Here is a 17,196-nt window from a genome sequence, read left to right on the forward strand (position 1 = left end):
TACAGTAACTGAGTCTTTGTTAATCAATACTTAACGCAAATATATTTTTTCAATATCTAGGATAATAAAACTAGCTCATAAAAAATGTCGATGAACACAGGCTAGCTCAAAAAGCAAACAATCGCTTTAAACCCCACACGATCACTGGCTTTTATGGAGTTATGGTATCACCCGTTCATAGTTTGCTCTATGAATGAACGTCGCTGGGGTAAAAAATGACCTTTTATATTCATTTTAAAATGCAAAAAACCATACTTAAGTACCACAAAAAGTACGATAATTCTTATCATCTTCGGGCGGCGTTTGAAACTCAGTGGCCTGCGCATGGCTTGTGTAAGGGCTCGACATCACTTTGCTAAAACGACTGAGTAGCTCACTATCCCCATGCGTAGTGTACTGAGTAATAATATCTTCAATAATATGGTTACGTGGGATCACGCTCGGATTGGCTTGTCGCATCACTTGATAGCTGTGCTCATTAGTTCGTGTTTGCCATTGCTGTGCCCAAGAGGTAAGTGCTGATGGTATTTCAGCTTGCCCATTTAACGACTCAGTGAGTGCATTAAAAGTATTGGTATAATCAAGCTGGTGTTCTTTTAATAGCCCTAGTAACTCCCCCACCAGCTCATTATCTTTATCATCAGCTATTGTTAGCCCTAACTTTTGTGCCCACATAGCGCTAAATTGTTGGTTAAATTGCGTTGAAAAGCCCTCAATTAAAGGCGTCATCATTGCCACCGCTTGCTCGTCATCGTCACTGACCAGCGCTATTAGACTCTCTGCTAAGCGGGCACAGTTCCAACTTGCCATGTTTGGCTGATTACCAAACGCATAACGCCCTTGTTTATCAATAGAGCTAAACACGGTATCAAAATCAAACTGGTTCATCATGGCACATGGGCCGTAATCTATGGTTTCACCACTAATTAAGGTGTTGTCGGTATTCATTACCCCATGAATAAACCCCACCCTCATCCAACTTACGACTAAGTTAACTTGATTGGTTATCACTGCGGCTAAAAAATCTAAATAACGCTGAGCGCCAGTGCTGTTAATCTCGGGATAGTGTCTTTGAATGGCTAAGTCGGCTAAGTTTTTTAGGCTAGTAACGTCACCTTGAGTGGCTAAATATTGAAACGAGCCCACCCGAATATGACTGCTGGCGAGTCGGGTTACAATAGCACCTGGTTGAGGTGGGTTGCGATAAACGGTTTCGCCACTGCCAACCACGGCTAAACAACGCGTTGTTGGAATGCCAAGCGCGTGCATAGCTTCGCTCATTACGTACTCACGAATAGCTGGACCTAATGCACAGCGGCCATCGCCTCCGCGCGAGAATGGCGTAGCGCCAGCGCCTTTTAACTGCACATCCCAAAGCTGGTTTTTATCATCACTAATCGCGCCAAGTAAATGCGCTCGGCCGTCTCCTAAGCGTGGAGAAAAATGACCAAACTGATGACCAGAATATCCCAGTGCCACCGCAGAAATCGCTTGGGGTTCATTACCGCTAAATATATTTGCTCGAGAATCGGCACTCACCTGTATATTAAATTGCTTAGCTAGGGGCTCATTCCATAACAATAACTGTGGCGCTGTCACCTTGGCTGGATGATCGCTAATTGCAAACCCCTCACCAATGTCGGTATACCTTGGCACTAATTTCATGTTTAATCCTATTGTTGTTGGCTGATACCTACGCGATTGTCGCCGACACCATAAGCGACAATTAAGCTTAGCTCTTGCATGCTTAAGCCGCTTTGCTGCTGCAGTTCATTAAAGAATGCCTGCGCCGCACTTAGTGACTTTTTAGTTTGTAATCCGCCATCGATAATTTTATGGGCACGCAAATAGCTTTCTACGTCTCTTGAAAGTAAAAAAGTATCTTTTCCTAAGGCGCGCAGCGCATAAGGGCCGGTATTACCACCAAGCCTTGCACCATGCTTTTTTAAATACGCCCACAAGCCAATAATATCTTCACTTGGCCAGTTAGCAATAAACTCACTAAAGCTGCCGTATTGCTCTGCAACTTCGTGGATCATATACGCATTTTCGGTAATAGTTTTTACTTTTTTATAGTTGCGCACAATCCGCTCATCACTGGCTTTTTGCTCAAGCATATCCGGTGGCATCATCAATAGTTTTTCAACATTGAAATCCCAGAAAACCTCTCTAAATCCGGCCCACTTACTGTTGATCACCGACCAATAAAAACCACTTTGAAAAACTTTCCGAGTAAATTCTTCTAGCCAATCATCATCATTTAATGTGAGGAGTTGTTTGTTAGATAAAGGTTTTGCGAGTAACAACTTAAGCATTTTTTCAGAGCCCTTTCGCTCTACCGCTCGCTTATAAATATCACTAAATTTTTCCATCTGCTTAATACCTTACTTCGACAATAGTACTAGTGTACGAGAAAAGCAGCTAATACGTAATAACTGTCAATCAGGATGAATCTATCTATATTTAGTCACTTGACACCTAGACGGCTAAAGTGGTTTAATCGCCACACTTACCCTATTACATTGTATTTGCTGATTGATTTTTCAATAGCAAGTGCAAAGGGCTGGAAGAGGTGCGTTATTCAGGTAGCGTATGTTAGGAGCGCAAACTCCATTGAGCATACGTGAGGGGAATTAACGCCGAGAGGTAACACTTTTTTGTGAAAGGTTGCTTCGGGCGACTAGGCTGAATCCTAGCGACTGTCACCAATAACATATTTGGTGGAGAGCTTCTGGTCTTAGTATAATAAGGCCGTGCGCCCTGTTATATAAGCCCATTCGCTCTTCGAATTATAAATACATTCAAAGAGTCAGGCACCCTAAATACCCGCCAATAACTCGACGAATGCCCTATAAGTTCGTGAGAGATGATCAACAACTTCAATATTAACAATTTCCATTTATGGACTGCGCTGATCACCCCATTTGATCAAAATGGCCTAGTTGATTACGCAACCTTAGACACCTTGGTGGCCGAACAAGAAGCCGCTAACAATGGCATTTTACTGCTAGGTAGCACTGGCGAAGGGTTAGCCCTGACCCTAAAAGAGCAGCAAGCCATCGTAGAGCATGTTTGCCAATTACAGCCGAGCGTCCCGCTTATGGTCGCAGTCGGTGGTAGTAACTTAAAGCAGCAGCTTGAATGGGTTAACTACTGCAACCAACTGCCTATTCATGGTTTTTTACTTGGCTCGCCTTTGTACGCCAAACCCGGTGCAGTGGGGCAAACCCATTGGTTTGAAAGCCTGCTCAATGCCAGTTCTCATCCTTGTATGCTTTATAACGTACCAGGACGTAGTGCGGTTAGCATTCCCATTGCAACCATTGAAAACCTCAAACAACATAAAAATTTATGGGCACTCAAAGAAGCCAGTGGCTGTATTTCTCAATTTGAAGCCTATCGACAAGCAGCGCCTGAACTAGCCATTTTTAGTGGTGACGATGCCCTCATGCCTTATTTTGCCCAAGCAGGTGCAAAAGGTTTAGTGTCGGTTGCAGCCAATGCATGGCCAGTGCAAACCCATGAGTTTGTAAAGCGCAGTTTAAGCGGCCAACACCCTAATCTTTTTGTCCAGTGGTCTAGCGCTATCAATAGCTTATTTTCAGTAGCCAACCCTATCCCAGTCAAAGTGTTAATGCATTTACAAGGGCGTATTGGCAGTCCGTATTTACGCCCACCTTTAACACACCTTGAGCTGACACACACAGATGACATTTCATCGGCAAACAACACCATTTTATCTTGGCATTAAATACAGGTTTTTATAATGAACTGGTTAGAACTATTAAATAATTTAGAAACGGGCGCGGTTCGCGCAGCAACACAAGACGAAAACGGCCAATGGCACGCTAACGTAGAAGTAAAGCAAGGCATTTTAGAAGCCTTTAAAAACGGTCAAAACACCGAGTTTGCTGGCGGTTTTGTTGATAAACATAACTTAGCGCCGCAAAGCTTTGAAGCCACAGCAGGAGTTCGCATGGTACCCGGTGGTTCAAGTGTGCGCCGTGGTGCACATGTTGCCAAAGGCACTATTATTATGCCACCTGCGTACGTAAATATTGGTGCATTTATTGACGAGGGCACTATGGTAGATAGCCACGCATTGGTTGGCTCATGTGCTCAAGTAGGTAAAAATGTGCATTTAAGCGCAGCGGTACAATTAGGCGGAGTACTTGAGCCCATTGGCGCAAGCCCTGTGGTCATAGAAGACGATGCATTCATTGGTGCAGGCTGTGTGATTGTTGAAGGCGTGGTAGTTAAAAAAGGCGCGGTACTTGCCCCAGGTGTTCGCTTATCTGCAACCATCCCTGTTTATGACTGCGTAAATGAGCGCCAGCTTGATAAAGGCGAAGCAATCCCTGAATACGCGATTGTGATCCCTGGATCTCGCCCTGCGTCAAACGATTGGGCGCGTGAGCAAGGCTTAAGCATGTCGTGTGCGTTAATTGTTAAATACCGTGACGAGCAAAGTGACGCGTCATTATTGCTTGAAGAGGTTTTACGTTAATGACCTTTTTGAGCACGCCCGTTAAAAGCGCTATTGATAAGCTATCAACTGAGCTTGATACGCCCTTTTTTGTTTATGATCTTGATTCACTAAACACACATTTAACGCGTTTAGTAGCACAAACCGAGGTAAAACTCTGGTATGCAGTTAAAGCGAACCCGTTATCTAGCGTGATCCAACGCTTAAATAACGCTGGTTTTAACTTTGATGTCGCCAGTAAAGGCGAGCTTGAGCAAGTCCTTGCCCAAGGAGTTAACAGTGAACGCGTGCTCAACACGGGGCCTGCAAAAAGCCCTAAACAAATTAAGCACTTTATTGCGCGTGGCGTACGTACCTTTGTGGCCGAAAGTCTCAATCAGGTACGTTGGCTCAACGAACAAGCGATTGCTCAGCAGTGCCAGTTGCAGGTTTTGCTGCGTGTTCAATTACGCTGGCCCGAGGGTGATAAAAACCCGCTAGGGGGCGATAGTCTTACTCCATTTGGCTTAGGGTGCGACGAGTGGCAGGCGCTAAATACCAGTGACTACTGTGCACTTAATTTTGACGGTCTGCATATTTTTCAGTGGGGCAACATGCTTAGCAGCGACAAACTCGCTGAGCTGTGGACACAAATGATTACGCCGTTAAGGCAACTTGCTGAGGATTTAAATATTAACCTCAAGGTGCTGGATTTAGGTGGTGGTTTAGGTATTCCCTATACGCTTGATACGCCCACTCTAAGTTGGGATGCACTCATAGAGGCGCTTGCAAAAATTAAATGCGATGCGGGGGTTACTGAGCTATGGATGGAACTAGGTCGCTACGCTGTAGGCGAATGCGGCCACTACGCCACACCTGTTGTTGAGCGCAAACTAAATTACGGCCAACAACAGGTGATTATGAGCGGCGGCATTAATCATTTATTGCGCCCTGCGGTCACCAGTCAAGATTTCCCTGCGCGTTTATTACGAGATTCAAACGCAGCAAATCAAGCAATGAGCCTATACGGCCCCTTATGTACTGCACTTGATTGCTTAGGAGAGCACCAATTACCCAGTGATTTAAATGAGCAAGACTGGCTAGTATTTAGTCAATGCGGTGCCTACGGTTTTACCGAAAGTATGCCGTACTTTTTATGTCATGAGCTGGCCGGTGAATATGTTATACACAATGGCGTATTGAGTTGCGTGCGACAAGCAGAAGATGCAAGCCACTACTTGAGGTAAAAAAGATGAATAACACCATAGCTATAAGCCAAGAAAACATTGTAGTTGGCGAAGTCGCAAACGGACTACCACTGACTATTCCTGTGTATCGTTTAAAAGGCGATGGCACCGGCCCAAGTGTGTATGTACAAGCAAATATGCATGGCGCAGAAGTGCAAGGCAACGCGGTAATTTACCAATTACTTGAGCAACTAAAAACACTTAATTTAAAAGGTGATATTACCTTAGTTCCTTACGCTAACCCCATTGGCTGTAATCAAAAGTCGGGGGAATTTACCCTTGGCCGATTCGATCCCATTACGGGGACTAATTGGAATCGCATGTATCACTGCAATAATAAACTGGCGACCCAGTTTGCACAGCAGTTCAGCGATGCCGATGATAAAATTCTGAAAACAGCCTTTAAAGCCGCGTTAATTAATGACGTTGAGCAACAACTCAACGGCCCTGATTATCGTTTAACAACGGGGAAACGGATTGCGCTAAACTTACAAAAATTGGCGCATCAAGCAGATATAGTTTTAGATTTACACACCGGCCCTATTTCTAGTCAGCACTTATATTGCCCTGAGTATGCGACCGATAGCGCGCGTTACTTTAATATTCCCCATGTGCTGGTTATTCCTAATGACTTTGATGGCGCAATGGATGAAGCAAGCTTTTGTCCATGGTGGCAGCTTAGTGAGCAACTTGCTCAGCAAGGGCGTGAATTTAACGTGCAAGTTGAAGCCTTTACGGTAGAGCTTGGCAGCCAAGAAAAAATCGATTTAAGCGCGGCACTAGACGATGCCAATAGTATTTTAAGTTATTTAAATCATAAGCAAGTATTTGTTGATGCCCCCTACAAGCCAAAATTGATGACAAGATATGGCTGCCAACTAAATGATTATATCGCTTATTACGCCCCCATGGGTGGCATGGTCGAATACCTCGCACCTCTTGGCGGGCATGTTAAAGCTGGAGAACCCATTGCTAAAATACTGCGAATGGAGCGCTATTTAAGCGAACAACCGCTGCAAACTCTAAGCTTTGATCTCGATGCAATTGCGATATTGCATTTTGCCTCAGCGAGTGTGAATCAAGGTACCGAGCTGTATAAATTTTTTACCAACGTCTTTGAGCTTTAGCTCACCCCTTCTCATTGCGTGAGAGTTAGCTAGTAGATAACTAGTTACACAGTAAAAGCGACTTAGGTCGCTTTTCTTTTTAAAGTATTAAAGTTCAGGACAAATTCACCGTTTATGTGTTAAAAAGGCGCTATAATTAGCAAAATACTGACTTCCCTCACTTACAAAGGAATTATAATGAGTTGGCGCCATTGGATACTACTTTCTACATTACTCAGCACAACCGTTGTTGCTGAAGAAACAGCGAATAACGAGCAAAACAATGAACTTGAGCTGGTAAAGCAATGTATTTTAAATGAAGTGATCGGTGGAGACGGTAAACAAACTCTCGATCAATTACGCGAAAAATGCTCTGCTGTTGAGGAAAACAAGCAGCTAACGGCTATCGACAAACGCCAAGCCCGTGAAGCAGTTGGTAAAAAAAATCGTAATGTAATTACCCCGCATAAACGTAATTATATTTTACCGGTTTCTTATATGTCGAACCCAAACACTCGCCCGTTTGATGGATTTGCAGAGTTAACCGATAAAAAAGATGGCGACCCACTTGATAACCTCGAAGCTAAATATCAGCTATCAATTAAAGTGCCTTTATATGATGAGTTTGCCGATTCAGACCAGGCGATATTTTTTGGCTTTACTTTGCAGTCATACTGGCAAGTATATAACGACGATATTTCCTCTCCTTTTCGTGAAACCAACTACGAGCCAGAAGTATTTTGGATTAATTACTTAGACCCTGAAAACGTTTTATGGGGCGATGAAATGGCAATAGCCATTGGTATTTCGCACCAATCTAATGGTCGTAGTCAGCCAAACTCGCGTTCTTGGAATCGCATTTATGCCGATTTCATTTGGGAAAAAGACGGCTTTGTATTTAGCTTTAAACCTTGGTATCGCATTCCTGAAAACAAAAAGCCTGCGCCGTTAGATGCACGAGGTGACGATAACCCAGATATCTATAAATACATGGGTTACTTTGAATTTGGTGGCGCGTATCGCTTTCACGATCATGAATTTAGTTTTATGACCCGTAATAATTTAAATTCAGATAACCGCGGGGCAATTCAGCTTGATTGGTCATTCCCTCTATGGGGAAGAGTACGCGGCTATGCGCAGTACTTTAATGGTTATGGTGAAAGTTTAATAGACTATAACGCCGATATTGAACGCTTTGGTGTGGGTATATTACTGACAGATTTACTGTAAAAAACGCTTATAAAAAAAGCCAAGCAACTCGCTTGGCTTTTTCGTTTATTTTATCACTTTTTAACCACAAACTGCCCTTCAAACTGGGCAACTACTTGGTCACCATCAAAAATGGTTACTGGTACTAAATAGCTCGCCTTACCCGCCTCTTGTAACTCCATTAAGTTCCCTTTACAGGTTTGAATATTCACACAGCCTCTAGGGTCGGTATTAAGTGGCTTTAAATACTTAATGTTGGCATCTGCTAACACGATATTCCCTTCAAGCCCTGCTTCTTTTAATGCTAAATACGTTGCACCCCAACCCGTTAACGTAGCTAGGCTATAAATAGAGCCCGCAAACATAGTGTTGTGTAAATTTAAGTTAGCATTTAAATCTGCACGAGTAGTAAATTGCCAATCTGTGTAACTTTCTACTTTTATTCCCATAGCATCACTAATGGGGATTGATTCACGCCATGTGTTTTGCAGTACTTGAGTCCAATTAGGGTGGCGAAACCAACCTGGCTCACTCGGTTTGAGCTTAACCATTTTGTAATGCTGTACATCACCATAAGCCAAATGTGCTTTTTCTTTATTTTCATAGCCATGGCGCTGATAAAATTCCAGTGCACGTTCGCGAGCAAACAACACTAATTCATCAGCATCTTGATTCCACGCTATTTTTTCGAGTTCATGTAGTAAACGGCTACCAATATGTTGATTACGGTTACCCTCTGCAACCGCCATATAACGTACTTGAGCTTGTTGCTGATTATTAAAGTGCAAACGAGCCACACCCAATACTTCACCCGCTTTATTTTTAATGAAGCGATGCTCAGCCTCTTGCTCTAAATCGTCTTGCTCAGAGCCCCGAGGTTCGCCCCATGGGGCACGTAAAACCTGCCAGCGTAATTGGTAATAGGCTTGCCAGTCTTCACTACTTTGTGGGGTGCTCACTTGAAACATACATACTCCATAAATTAAAAATGTAAAATATTACGCTGTGCATTTTGTGAAAAACACCATACTCGATCTGGATAAAACTGCAAATAAGACTTTGGTGCTGAGAAAACAGCTGTAAAAAATTAATGACAAAAGCCGTTGCGATTTACCTCTGCTGGTTTATGCTCAATAGCATGAATAAATATATCCATTGCAGTAGTGGCCTGATCAGCCAAAATTTTATTGAGCATAGTTCATCGCTAGGCCAGTTACTTTATTGGCATAATCAGCATGGTGAGCACATACAAGTAAGAGAGTATCAACAACTTCGCTGGCTACTCATTAATAACACCTTGCAGTCTGTTATTTTAAAAGCAAAACCACATGCATTACTGTTTCCACACCTTGCTTATTTAGCAACGGCTTGGCAACAGCTACCTGCGCCTAAAAAAGTACTCGAACTGGGGTTAGGTGGCGGTGCCATTCGTAATTACTTATTAGAACAGTATCCTCAAGTGCAGGTTACTTCAGTAGAGAAAAGCCCCCATATTATTGACTGTTATCAACAATTTTTTGCCCCCAGTGAACAACAACAGATTCATTGCGAGGATGCGCAAACAATTTTAAAATCAGCAGAGCATATGGACTGGGTCATTTTAGATTTATTTAGTGAATTAGACGCCCCGCGATTTTTATTTGATTCATGCTTTTATCAAACAATTTATGATGCACTTGATCAACAGGGCATCTTATTTATTAACTTTTTATCGCAGCACTCATCACAACTCACTCAGTTACAACATGTACTACTGACTGTATTTGGGAAGGCTATTAGTATTCAAAAAATTACCGGCTTTGTTAATCATATTGTGATTGTAAAAAAAGCACGTTAAGCGGTTAAATTAAAGGTAACCGGCCCATCGTTACATAAACTCACCTGCATATCGGCTGCAAATTCACCGGTCGCGACCTTAATACCGAGTAATTTAGCCTGCTCTACAAAGTAATTATATAGCGCTTGCGCTTGGTCTGGTGTAGCTGCCGATGAAAAGCTAGGCCGCATGCCTTTTTTTGTATTGGCTGCGAGCGTAAATTGCGATACGACTAACAGTTCGCCTTGTATGTCTTTAAGGCTGAGATTCATTTTATCGTTTTCGTCATTAAAAATACGGTAATTGGTGACTTTGTGTAATAGTTTATCAGCGCTGCTTTCATCATCTTCTTTTTCCACCCCCAGCAATAATACAATGCCTTGTTTAATTTCACCGACAAGCTGTTGGTCTATCACCACATTAGCATGTGTTACTCGTTGAATTAATCCCTGCATTTACTCTGTATCCTCTGCTTGTTGATCTTTTTTATTGTAATGCTGCATGTTAATACACACGGTGAATTCAGCGCCTAGTAGCACCACGACCCACGACAAGTAAACCCATACAAACAAAATAGGAATGGTTGCTACCGCACCATAAATCACTTCGTATGATGGAAAATGGCTAATGTACAAAGCAAAGCCTTTTTTGGTTAGCTCAAATAACATGGCAGCAAATAGCGCACCGGGAACGGCCGCCTTAAACGAAACACGAGTATTGGGCACTAAGGTGTAAAGCATAATAAAACCGGCCATAGAGATAGCGTACGGTAGTAGCTTTAACAAGAAACCACTAAACCCTGGGATCCCTTGATCGGCAAACGATACCAACGACACAATATATGAGGTGACACCGATACTGGCGCCCAGTAATACGGGCCCTAAGCTGAGTACCATCCAATATACGGCAAACGATATCATCATCGGGCGTTTTTTCTTTACTCGCCAAATACGGTTTAGCGTGGCATCTACATTACGAATAAGTAGCAAGGCAATGGCTGCTAAAAAGCCAATACCTACTGCCGTCATTTGATTGGCATTACTAGCAAACGAGCTAATATGCTCTTTAATAACACCAGAAGAGGTCGGCACAAAGTTAGTAAACAAAAAGCTCTCAATGGCTAAACGAGTCGACTCAAATCCTGGAAAAGCAGAAAATATTGCCACACCTACAGCAATAAGTGGGACTAACGAAAGTAAAGTAACGTACGCTAAATACCCTGCATTAATGGTTATTTGATCGTCAATACAGCGATTAAAATATTGCATCCACCAGCCTGGTTGCAGTTTTAAAAACGCCTTAACTTGCTGTTTATAATGGGAGAGCTTATCATTCATACAATTAACTTTGTTGGTGAGCTTTTGATTATAATAACAATCAAGGCCATAATTTACAGCATTAACACTCGTAAATAGGAATTCAGATGAAAAAACAAACATTTTTAGGGACAACCATACTTGCGTTAATGCTGATGCTCTCTGGTTGTCAGTCTGCTTATTATTCGGCAATGGAAAAAGTAGGTGTTCATAAGCGTGATATTTTGATTGACCGCGTAGAAGAAACAAAAGACTCACAACAAGAGTCTCAACAAGAATTTCAATCAGCACTTGAGCGTTTAACTACACTCATTAATTTTGATGGCGGTGAATTGCAAGATGCTTACAATCAACTTAATGACGATTACGAGTCAAGCCTTCAAGCGGCAAACGAAGTATCAAGTAACATTAATAAAGTTGAAGACGTAGCAGAAGCTTTATTTGATGAGTGGAATGATGAGTTAGAGCAATACAAAAGTGCCTCACTTAAGCGTGAAAGCAGCAAAAAGTTAGCAGCAACACAACGTCAATTCGACCAGTTACTTCGCTCAATGCGCAGCGCCGAGAGTAAAATGGAGCCGGTATTATCATCTTTAAAAGACAACGTATTGTACTTAAAGCATAACTTAAATGCGCAAGCGGTAGCGGCTATCAAAGGTGAATTTACTAACTTAAAGCGCGATATTCAGTTATTAATGAATGATATGAACAAATCGATTGAAGACTCAAATAAATTTATTGAGCAAATGAATAAATCCTAAATATTTAACCTATTAAACTGAGCCCGCTAAAAATAGCGGGCTTTTTTATACACACTTTTTGTTACTTTTTTGTCCTTTTTTAGCAAACTGCTTTTGTTACACTTTCAGTAAGATAAAAATAACAACTAAAAATGAATTATGAAAATACATACGCTTAGCTTAATCATCGCCTCCAGTGTGCTCGTTGCATGCAGCACTGCGAATAATATTGAGGTTATTGCTGGCCCTAATACCGTTATTCCACTTCATCAACAAGGTGAGCAAGCTGGGCGCTACCACAACCTCTACCCAGGCAAAAAAAGTTATCCTGTTAGCTGTGAAACTGATTGCTACCCAAAAAACAATAACTTAGTTTGTGAAACAGAGGCTGAAAACTGCCAATATCAAGGTCAGCAAAAAAATCCGCAGGTTAATGCGGGCTTTACTATTCGTTGGCTCGGACACGCAGGCTTTGTGATCAAAACCCCGAATGGCCAACAAGTTGTGTTTGATCCCGTAAAAGAGCAATTTGACTCGCCTATTGATTTAGCTTTTCGCCTTACTTCAGGATTTTATCGCAAGCCTGGCGACTGGCTCACAGACAATGAATTGAAAAACTTAGTCGCCGTTATGTATTCTCACATTCACTACGATCATTTCAATAAAGCCGATATTGAAGAAATTGGTAATCAGCCTCGCTACCTAACCCCCCTTGGTATGGCTGATAACTTTCCAACAGGTGGCTTTAACATTAGTGAAATGGCATGGTATGCAAAAACTAAAATTGATGATTTAACCATTCATGCGCTACCTGCGCATCATTTTAGTAGTCGTGTTTTAGTGCCTTTTATTTATGAAGATAACAATAAAGACCTATGGAATGGCTGGTTACTTGAGCAAAGTGGCAGCACTTTATTTTTTGCAGGCGACACTGGTTATTCAAAACACTTTAACGATATACAGCAAAAATATGGCGATATCGATGTGTGCTTAATGCCTATTGCCTCTTATTACCATAAAGAGAACGGCAACTGGTACCGTTATGTACATACCACTCCTGAGGATGCATTAACCGCAGCACAAGCGCTTAACTGTAAAGTAATGATACCGTGGGGCTATGGTAACTCAAGTTGGAAGATGGGCGATCACAGCAGCCATTCAGCACTACTGCGCTTATTGCATATGCATAAAAAAATGAACTCGAAGATACCCCTGTATATTTTAAATGAAGGTGAAAGCATCCAGCTTTAATTAGTCATTTACACAAAATGCGTTTACATAATTAGTAATAACCCCCTCACTGAACTATCTTTAATTAACTAAACAGTCAGGGGGTTTTATGTTTCTTGTGCGACTCATTTACGCCAGTAAAATAAGTAGTGGTTTTGGGCCTGAAGATATAGAAAATATTTTACAAAGTGCGCGAACCTACAATGTAAAAACAAATGTCACCGGCATGTTATGTTTTAGTAATGAATACTTTTTACAATGCCTTGAAGGCTCCAGAACCGCTGTTAATAATACCTATCAACAAATATTAAATGACAAACGCCACCACAATGTAATTATGCTCAACTATATCCAAATTCCCGAAAGAGAGTTTGAAACATGGTCAATGGGCTATGTGCCGCAATCACAGCTAACCGAGTTACTTAATCTAAAATACTCGGGTAACATTGACTTTAACCCTTTTAAAATGTCGGGTGAAAGCGCGCATTTATTAATGCTGGCATTAAAAACAAGCATAACTGGGGCAATAAGTTAATATAATAAATACAACTATGAGATTGTTTTTAATTGCTATTTAAGCCAAGCTAAATCATCTTTAATTGATGAGCTTATTAATGAAAAAAACACTACTCGCTTTTAGTTTACTTTTCACCCAACCACTTATGGCTATTGAAGTTAGTTATACATCAACAGCTATTATTATTGATGGTGTCTCTGAAAGTACATGGGATAGCGCCACATGGCATCCTATGCCGCACCTAATGGATGGCGCACTTCCCTCATCAGATGCCGATTTTAAAGGCCGCTACCGTCTTCTATGGGATGAAAACTACTTGTATTTACAAGCAGATATTAGTGACGATGTGCTGATTGATACTCACCCAAATCCAACTGATAAATACTGGGATGATGATGCCTTAGAAGTGTTTATAGATAGTGACGCATCGGGTGGGAATCATCAGTTTAATCATACCGCGTTTGCTTATCACATTGGTCTTGATAACCAAGCAGCCGATTATGGCCCTGATAAAAAAGCGCATTTATATACCGACCACTTAGTTAGTAACTGGAAGCGTAATACCACTGCGCCCTATAACATCACGTGGGAAGTGGCGATAAAACTCTACCCGAATGATTATCAACAAGGCGCACAAAACACTCCGCTTAAATTAACTGAAAAACACGTTATTGGTTTTATGCTCGCCTACTGCGATAACGATGGTAGCGAAGTACGTGAACACTTTATGGGCTCACACGAAGTACAGCCAGTGAACGGTGACAGAAACCGTGGATTTATAGATGCAGATGTATTTGGGAAAATCACTTTGCTACCGAAAAGTAAGTAATCACTAACTAAATAATTGATAACGAAGGTTGGGTTGAGCTAAGCGAAACCCAACAAAAATACCCTATTAACAAAAACAGAGACTTTGCAATATAGATTATTTAATTCTCAAGCACGTTTTTCCTTATATAAAGAGCGCTGCGCCCTAATAAAGCTAATTTCAGCCACCCTTTTGCTCATGATTAATAATTTTAAGAAGCAAATCAATTCTGCGATTTGTTTTTTTGGTCTGCTCCCTAATCATTCCCTGCACCACAGCTGAAGCAAGGAAAATAAAACATATTATTTGAAATATTTCAGTTTCAATATCATAGAAGCTATTAGCAATTGATAACAAAATAAAGGGTAAAAAAATTGATATGAGATCTTTCAAGCCCCAATCATTTTTTCCTAACGTTTCAAATTCATCTTTATATTTTTGCAGTTCAGCAATATGTTCTATCTCTAGTTTTGCCATAATTTCATTTTCGGTATTCACACTAGCTCACACGCACATAGTAAATATAGCTTTGATAATAACTTAATACCTCTTTTAGGTTCAATATTAAAAACTGTTTAACAGTATCGAACCAACTGCGATGCTTTAACCTGTGGACTTACGCTCTTCTCTGGCTAACTATTATCCACAAAAAAGCCGCTGTATTTTGCAATACAGCGGCTTTTAAAATCATGATTCTAAATTAATAGATTATGACTTTGGCGCACGACCCGCACGTTTACGCTCATTTTCAGTTAAATGACGTTTACGAATACGAATGTTCTCAGGTGTAACTTCTACTAACTCATCATCAGCAATAAACTCAAGCGCTTGCTCAAGTGAATAGTTAAGAGCTGGTGTTAGTGTTTGTGCTTCATCGGTACCAGATGCACGAACGTTAGTAAGTTGCTTACCTTTAAGCGCATTAACTGTAAGGTCGTTATCACGGCTATGAATACCGATAACCATACCTTCGTATACTTCAACACCGTGACCGATGAATAAACGGCCGCGCTCTTGTAAGTTAAATAATGCGTTAGTTAGTGCTTTACCTGTTGCATTTGCAATCATTACACCGTTCTTACGAACACCTAGCTCGCCACCTTTGTGCGGACCGTAGTGATCGAACGTGTGGTAAAGTAAACCAGAACCTGATGTTAACGTCATGAACTCAGTTTGGAAACCGATTAAACCACGGCTTGGGATCATAAAGTCCAAACGCATACGGCCTTTACCATCTGGGGCCATATCAGTAAGCTCACCTTTACGAAGACCAATTTGTTCCATGATAGAACCCTGATGCTCTTCTTGACAGTCAATTGTTAGTGTTTCATACGGTTCTTCTAACACACCATCAACAGTACGTAAGATAACTTCTGGACGAGATACCGCTAACTCGTAACCTTCACGACGCATGTTCTCGATTAAGATACCTAAGTGTAATTCACCACGACCCGATACACGGAAGCTATCTGGGTTATCAGTGTCTGCAACGCGAAGTGCAACGTTGTGTACTAGCTCTTTGTCTAAACGCTCACGGATATTACGTGATGTTACAAACTTACCTTCTTTACCACAGAAAGGTGAGTTATTTACAGAGAACGTCATCGTTACTGTTGGCTCATCAACACTTAGTGGAGGTAATGCTTCAACGTTGTTAGGACAACAAAGCGTATCTGAAATCTTAAGCTCGCCAAGACCCGTTACCGTTACGATGTTACCAGCGTAAGCTTTGTCAGTGTCAATACGCTCAAGACCTAAGTAGCTTTGTACTGAACCAATTTTACCGTTACGTTTAGACCCGTCAGCGCTAATAACCGTAACTTGTTGGTTAGGTACAACTGAACCGCGTTTGATACGACCAATGCCAATTACACCTTTATAAGAGTTGTAATCAAGCTGTGAGATCTGCATTTGGAAGTCACCTTCAGGATCTGCATCCGGTGGTGATACTTCGTCAACGATCATCTTGAACATAGGTTCCATGTTATCAGATGCTTCGTCTAAATCTAATGTAGCCCAACCATTGATTGCTGATGCGTAGATTACTTTAAAGTCTAACTGTTCATCAGTTGCGCCTAGGTTATCGAATAAATCAAAGATTTGATCCATAACCCAATCAGGGCGAGCACCTGGCTTATCAATTTTATTGATAACAACGATTGGCTTTAAGCCTTGCGCGAATGCCTTTTGCGTTACGAAACGCGTTTGTGGCATTGGACCTTCCTGAGCATCAACAAGTAGTAATACTGAGTCAGCCATCGAAAGTACGCGTTCAACTTCACCACCGAAGTCGGCGTGTCCAGGAGTATCTACGATATTGATATGGTAATCATTCCATGAGATAGCGGTGTTTTTCGCTAAAATGGTAATACCACGTTCTTTTTCAATGTCGTTTGAATCCATCACGCGCTCTTCATTACCGCCGCGTGTTTCTAATGTACCTGATTGCTCAAGTAGTTTATCAACCAGTGTTGTTTTACCGTGGTCAACGTGGGCGATAATTGCTATATTTCTTAACTTTTCGATGCTCATATATTCACTCAGAGAAATTGAATCTCATTGATCCTGCAGGGGCTATACGTTCTCACCTGCGCTTTCACGAGATGTCCCAGCATAGGATTTAAAAGGGCGCATATTATCCCCTATAAATGGAATGGATGAAAGTTTATCCAAAATAAAATTTCAAACTTTCTCAATAAAATAATTAACCCATTGTTTTAAAATAATTAATTATGATAATTA

The 17,196-nt window shown here is 41.4% G+C and carries 17 protein-coding genes and 1 riboswitch; of the genes, 10 read left to right on the plus strand and 7 right to left on the minus strand.

Annotated elements, in window-relative coordinates; genetic code table 11:
- Nucleotides 1-255: 255 nt before the first annotated feature.
- Together A9479_RS09360 and A9479_RS09365 are read right to left on the minus strand one after the other, a co-directional pair.
- The gene (locus A9479_RS09360) at nt 256-1,665 is read right to left on the minus strand and encodes a YdiU family protein (RefSeq protein ID WP_064663278.1); all 1,410 of its coding nucleotides are present in this window, start codon (nt 1,663-1,665) and stop codon (nt 256-258) included.
- Nucleotides 1,666-1,673: 8 nt separating this feature from the next.
- Entirely contained in the window at nt 1,674-2,372 is a 699-nt protein-coding gene (locus A9479_RS09365) for a DNA-3-methyladenine glycosylase I (protein WP_036955712.1), read from the minus strand.
- Nucleotides 2,373-2,559: 187 nt separating this feature from the next.
- A riboswitch (Lysine riboswitch) is annotated at nt 2,560-2,739 on the plus strand.
- A 127-nt stretch (nt 2,740-2,866) separates the two neighbouring features.
- On the opposite strand from A9479_RS09365, the gene dapA reads away from it, so the two are divergent.
- The 5 genes from dapA (at nt 2,867) to A9479_RS09390 (ending at nt 8,048) form a co-directional block, all read left to right on the plus strand.
- Nucleotides 2,867-3,751, plus strand: coding sequence for a 4-hydroxy-tetrahydrodipicolinate synthase (gene dapA / locus A9479_RS09370; RefSeq protein ID WP_064663279.1), 885 nt, complete (start codon nt 2,867-2,869; stop codon nt 3,749-3,751).
- A gap of 15 nt (nt 3,752-3,766) precedes the next feature.
- On the plus strand, nt 3,767-4,507 hold the full coding sequence (locus A9479_RS09375; RefSeq protein WP_013463810.1) for a 2,3,4,5-tetrahydropyridine-2,6-dicarboxylate N-succinyltransferase: 741 nt from the start codon (nt 3,767-3,769) through the stop codon (nt 4,505-4,507).
- Nucleotides 4,507-5,712 (plus strand): PLP-dependent decarboxylase, encoded by a 1,206-nt coding sequence (locus A9479_RS09380; protein WP_058154014.1) that lies wholly within the window; start codon nt 4,507-4,509, stop codon nt 5,710-5,712. Before A9479_RS09375 ends, A9479_RS09380 begins: the two co-directional genes overlap by 1 nt.
- A 5-nt stretch (nt 5,713-5,717) precedes the next feature.
- The gene (locus A9479_RS09385; RefSeq protein WP_058154012.1) at nt 5,718-6,839 is read left to right on the plus strand and encodes a succinylglutamate desuccinylase/aspartoacylase family protein; all 1,122 of its coding nucleotides are present in this window, start codon (nt 5,718-5,720) and stop codon (nt 6,837-6,839) included.
- Nucleotides 6,840-7,016: 177 nt separating this feature from the next.
- Nucleotides 7,017-8,048 (plus strand): phospholipase A, encoded by a 1,032-nt coding sequence (locus A9479_RS09390; protein ID WP_058154011.1) that lies wholly within the window; start codon nt 7,017-7,019, stop codon nt 8,046-8,048.
- Between the two features lie 53 nt (nt 8,049-8,101).
- On the opposite strand, the gene A9479_RS09395 is transcribed toward A9479_RS09390, so the two are convergent.
- Nucleotides 8,102-8,995 (minus strand): bifunctional GNAT family N-acetyltransferase/hotdog fold thioesterase, encoded by an 894-nt coding sequence (locus A9479_RS09395; protein ID WP_058154009.1) that lies wholly within the window; start codon nt 8,993-8,995, stop codon nt 8,102-8,104.
- A 122-nt stretch (nt 8,996-9,117) separates the two neighbouring features.
- Between A9479_RS09395 and A9479_RS09400 the strand changes: the two genes are divergently transcribed.
- A complete protein-coding gene (locus A9479_RS09400) occupies nt 9,118-9,864 on the plus strand; it encodes a spermidine synthase (protein ID WP_058154007.1) in 747 nt (248 codons plus the stop codon).
- Here the strand turns inward: A9479_RS09400 and dtd are convergent.
- Complete coding sequence (dtd, locus tag A9479_RS09405) at nt 9,861-10,298, minus strand: D-aminoacyl-tRNA deacylase (RefSeq protein ID WP_033102725.1); 438 nt, start codon at nt 10,296-10,298, stop codon at nt 9,861-9,863. The two genes, A9479_RS09400 and dtd, sit on opposite strands and share 4 nt — an antisense overlap.
- Complete coding sequence (locus A9479_RS09410) at nt 10,299-11,180, minus strand: virulence factor BrkB family protein (RefSeq protein ID WP_013463803.1); 882 nt, start codon at nt 11,178-11,180, stop codon at nt 10,299-10,301. It lies immediately after the preceding gene.
- A gap of 86 nt (nt 11,181-11,266) precedes the next feature.
- Here A9479_RS09410 and A9479_RS09415 point away from each other — a divergent pair, with 86 nt between their 5' ends.
- The 4 genes from A9479_RS09415 to A9479_RS09430 all read left to right on the plus strand — a co-directional run bounded on the left by A9479_RS09415 (nt 11,267) and on the right by A9479_RS09430 (nt 14,475).
- Nucleotides 11,267-11,920, plus strand: a complete 654-nt coding sequence (locus A9479_RS09415; RefSeq protein ID WP_013463802.1) for a DUF2959 domain-containing protein — start codon at nt 11,267-11,269, stop codon at nt 11,918-11,920.
- 138 nt (nt 11,921-12,058) lie between these two features.
- The gene (locus A9479_RS09420) at nt 12,059-13,150 is read left to right on the plus strand and encodes an MBL fold metallo-hydrolase (RefSeq protein ID WP_013463801.1); all 1,092 of its coding nucleotides are present in this window, start codon (nt 12,059-12,061) and stop codon (nt 13,148-13,150) included.
- Nucleotides 13,151-13,238: 88 nt separating this feature from the next.
- Nucleotides 13,239-13,664 (plus strand): BLUF domain-containing protein, encoded by a 426-nt coding sequence (locus A9479_RS09425; RefSeq protein WP_028835927.1) that lies wholly within the window; start codon nt 13,239-13,241, stop codon nt 13,662-13,664.
- Between the two features lie 79 nt (nt 13,665-13,743).
- On the plus strand, nt 13,744-14,475 hold the full coding sequence (locus tag A9479_RS09430; RefSeq protein WP_058155437.1) for a CBM9 family sugar-binding protein: 732 nt from the start codon (nt 13,744-13,746) through the stop codon (nt 14,473-14,475).
- 159 nt (nt 14,476-14,634) lie between these two features.
- Here A9479_RS09430 and A9479_RS09435 read toward each other — a convergent pair whose 3' ends face one another.
- Both A9479_RS09435 and typA read right to left on the minus strand, forming a co-directional pair.
- Complete coding sequence (locus A9479_RS09435) at nt 14,635-14,952, minus strand: hypothetical protein (protein ID WP_016900062.1); 318 nt, start codon at nt 14,950-14,952, stop codon at nt 14,635-14,637.
- 210 nt (nt 14,953-15,162) lie between these two features.
- Nucleotides 15,163-16,986: a translational GTPase TypA gene (gene typA / locus A9479_RS09440; RefSeq protein WP_013463797.1), complete on the minus strand. Its 1,824-nt coding sequence runs from the start codon at nt 16,984-16,986 to the stop codon at nt 15,163-15,165.
- Nucleotides 16,987-17,196 lie beyond the last annotated feature (210 nt).

The sequence above is a fragment of the Pseudoalteromonas sp. MQS005 genome (genome assembly GCF_001661605.1).
Taxonomy (GTDB): Bacteria; Pseudomonadota; Gammaproteobacteria; order Enterobacterales; family Alteromonadaceae; genus Pseudoalteromonas; species Pseudoalteromonas tetraodonis.

Bases quoted from the DNA above. Each gene is read 5' to 3' on its own strand.
- A9479_RS09390 (WP_058154011.1), top strand. From the start codon at position 7,017: ATGAGTTGGCGCCATTGGATACTACTTTCTACATTACTCAGCACAACC.
- dtd (WP_033102725.1), bottom strand. From the start codon at position 10,298: ATGCAGGGATTAATTCAACGAGTAACACATGCTAATGTGGTGATAGAC.
- A9479_RS09375 (WP_013463810.1), top strand. From the start codon at position 3,767: ATGAACTGGTTAGAACTATTAAATAATTTAGAAACGGGCGCGGTTCGC.
- typA (WP_013463797.1), bottom strand. From the start codon at position 16,986: ATGAGCATCGAAAAGTTAAGAAATATAGCAATTATCGCCCACGTTGAC.
- A9479_RS09415 (WP_013463802.1), top strand. From the start codon at position 11,267: ATGAAAAAACAAACATTTTTAGGGACAACCATACTTGCGTTAATGCTG.
- A9479_RS09360 (WP_064663278.1), bottom strand. From the start codon at position 1,665: ATGAAATTAGTGCCAAGGTATACCGACATTGGTGAGGGGTTTGCAATT.
- A9479_RS09410 (WP_013463803.1), bottom strand. From the start codon at position 11,180: ATGAATGATAAGCTCTCCCATTATAAACAGCAAGTTAAGGCGTTTTTA.
- A9479_RS09365 (WP_036955712.1), bottom strand. From the start codon at position 2,372: ATGGAAAAATTTAGTGATATTTATAAGCGAGCGGTAGAGCGAAAGGGC.
- A9479_RS09380 (WP_058154014.1), top strand. From the start codon at position 4,507: ATGACCTTTTTGAGCACGCCCGTTAAAAGCGCTATTGATAAGCTATCA.
- A9479_RS09400 (WP_058154007.1), top strand. From the start codon at position 9,118: ATGACAAAAGCCGTTGCGATTTACCTCTGCTGGTTTATGCTCAATAGC.
- A9479_RS09385 (WP_058154012.1), top strand. From the start codon at position 5,718: ATGAATAACACCATAGCTATAAGCCAAGAAAACATTGTAGTTGGCGAA.
- A9479_RS09425 (WP_028835927.1), top strand. From the start codon at position 13,239: ATGTTTCTTGTGCGACTCATTTACGCCAGTAAAATAAGTAGTGGTTTT.
- A9479_RS09420 (WP_013463801.1), top strand. From the start codon at position 12,059: ATGAAAATACATACGCTTAGCTTAATCATCGCCTCCAGTGTGCTCGTT.
- A9479_RS09430 (WP_058155437.1), top strand. From the start codon at position 13,744: ATGAAAAAAACACTACTCGCTTTTAGTTTACTTTTCACCCAACCACTT.
- A9479_RS09395 (WP_058154009.1), bottom strand. From the start codon at position 8,995: ATGTTTCAAGTGAGCACCCCACAAAGTAGTGAAGACTGGCAAGCCTAT.
- dapA (WP_064663279.1), top strand. From the start codon at position 2,867: ATGATCAACAACTTCAATATTAACAATTTCCATTTATGGACTGCGCTG.